This is a genomic window from Halobiforma nitratireducens JCM 10879, from assembly GCF_000337895.1.
In the GTDB taxonomy this organism is placed as follows: Archaea; Halobacteriota; Halobacteria; order Halobacteriales; family Natrialbaceae; genus Natronobacterium; species Natronobacterium nitratireducens.
Window position 1 is genome coordinate 1 of record NZ_AOMA01000131.1, and the last position, 2117, is coordinate 2117.

2 protein-coding genes and 1 pseudogene are annotated in these 2117 nt (G+C 56.3%); 1 reads left to right on the plus strand and 2 read right to left on the minus strand.

The genetic code is table 11. The features are described from left to right. Together C446_RS13095 and C446_RS13100 are read right to left on the minus strand one after the other, a co-directional pair. Positions 1-578 (minus strand): annotated as a pseudogene (locus C446_RS13095) (hypothetical protein); the annotation flags it as partial. A gap of 76 nt (positions 579-654) precedes the next feature. Continuing rightward, complete coding sequence (locus C446_RS13100; protein WP_152419439.1) at positions 655-1014, minus strand: twin-arginine translocation signal domain-containing protein; 360 nt, start codon at positions 1012-1014, stop codon at positions 655-657. Positions 1015-1368: 354 nt separating this feature from the next. Here C446_RS13100 and C446_RS19560 point away from each other — a divergent pair, with 354 nt between their 5' ends. Beyond that, positions 1369-1989, plus strand: a complete 621-nt coding sequence (locus tag C446_RS19560; protein WP_006673598.1) for a hypothetical protein — start codon at positions 1369-1371, stop codon at positions 1987-1989. The last annotated feature ends 128 nt before the right edge of the window (positions 1990-2117 follow it).

The window sequence follows — 2117 nt, forward strand, 5'->3', positions numbered from 1 at the left end:
TCGTTCGCGCTCGTCTCCCAGCCGGCGCTGGCGAAGATGGTTCGAACCTCGTCTTCGGCCGTCGTGTACGATTCGACACTGTGTGGAACCGGCGTGTCTTCGTGGCAGTGGACCCCGACGAGGCCGTCGACGAACTCCCAGGTCTGGACGTGGTAGCGGCCATTGGCACCGTAGATGTTGGGATCGCCGAACGTCCAGGCGTATCCGAGGCTGGCGTGGGAGTCCTCGAACTGCTCGAGTTCCTGATTCCAGGCGAATCGTCGGTACTCGTGTGGTGGAAGCGCGTCCCAGTCGAGAAACGACCAGCCGTCGTCGGTGAGTACGTCCTGAACGTCGCCGAACGAGCGACTGGAGAGATCGCAGACGATATTGATCGGGTTGCGGCGTTCGTACCCTGTCTCGTCGATATCGCTGTAGGTCCATACCGCGTGGTCGTAGTCGGACTCACTCGGCAAGTGACTGTCCTCTGGGCCATAGTTCTCGGACTGTGCCGCGAAGAGTTCTCGCCACTCCGCCTCCCTCGCGATGTGGGTCGTCCACGGCGCTTCGTCGACCCGCTGTCCCCGTTCGGGAAACAAGTCGTCGTCGAATTTACTTTCGTTTAGCCCGTTGCATGTGCAAAATTAGTTGATGCTTGGTACCCGGATGTGGGCATTAGTAGCCAACCCTGTTCAGAGAAACCTGCAACATCATCTGGTTTTTGGCCCTAATTTCGAAAGCGTGCAACAGGGTATCGTTGAGTGCAGTTCGATCGTATTCGATTTCGTCGACGAACTCGTCCCGTTGGGACTCGAGTCGATCACTGAGAGCCGGGCTCCGTTTCCGAACGGTGACGGTGATGGTCTCGGGTTCGTACCGAACCGTCGTCTCTCGGGTCCCCTTGACGCGGAACTGCTCGATCTCGGGTGTTGATCGGGAGGCAGCCCCGCTGGCCGAGCCGCCGATACCGAGTGCCAGTGCTGTGAGTGCGCTTCGTTTCAAAACCGTTCGCCGACTGGTTGGTCCAGTGGTCATAAATCATTTCCAATACATTGATTTATAAATTTGTTTTGTCGAGCAGTAGGTATATAGTAGAACCGTTCAGCTTTCCAGAACCTCCGCTAGTAAAATTGACTCTTCCAATCAGATGAGCCAGCGATGTGAACGGCGTAATACAGGACAGGCGTACGGTTCCAAATCACTCTCGACATCAGCCCTCGTGTCAGTCCACCAATTAATAAATGATAAGGTTCGAACTTGACCAAAACTAATTTATATCCAAAAGATATTTCCAATAGAACGTGGCCTACTCATTTGATGTCTGACAAAGACATTGATTCAGTTAGTCGACGAACAGTGCTACAAAGTGCGGCAGCCGGTGCCGTGAGTATGGGCGCAGTCGCTGCGACCGGAAGCGTCGCCGCTGACGCTGACTCGGGCGACAAACTCGCGCGCCTCGAGGCCGCGGGACTGACCCTCTCGGAGCGAGACATCGAGGCCGTTTCAGCGGAACTCGACATCGAAGTGACCGAAGACGTTAGAACCGGGCAAGCGCTTCTCAATCAACTCGAGAGCGATGGCTTGCTCGCAGAAGCGACGCTCAGCGTCCTTCCGGATTTCGGTGCGACGGACGACGCCGACGGACAAATTCACGACCTCGCCGAAGGCGGATCGCGAGAGGTATCGTTCACCACGACGACGCCTCGTGGCCGACTGCAGGTCACCTACAGCGAGAGTTCTGCGCCGTTCGCCGCGCTATTCCCCGAAGACGGCAGTAACGTACTCATGTACGTGCACTCGGACGGCGACAGCTACGAGCAAGTAGAGACATCGATCGGAACGACAGACCGCGACGAACAACCGCCAACGACGGACGACTGTGATAACTGCGGTGGCTGTGACTGCGTCGGAGACTGGTGTCTCGACGGAGCCGTTCCACGGACGCACAAAAACACCTGTGCGACCTGTGACAACGCAGAGTGTATCATCACGACGACCTGCGGCTGCTAACGAGCGGACACGGTCGTTTCACCACAAGACACTAACCAATACGCTCTTGTGTAGCACTTTGTTGATTTCACAGCGTAGCTTTGACAGCGTGTTTGAGCGCTTCTCTCCCTGGTTTCCGCAATAACTTT

Bases quoted from the DNA above. Each gene is read 5' to 3' on its own strand.
- C446_RS19560 (WP_006673598.1), top strand. From the start codon at position 1,369: ATGGGCGCAGTCGCTGCGACCGGAAGCGTCGCCGCTGACGCTGACTCG.
- C446_RS13100 (WP_152419439.1), bottom strand. From the start codon at position 1,014: ATGACCACTGGACCAACCAGTCGGCGAACGGTTTTGAAACGAAGCGCA.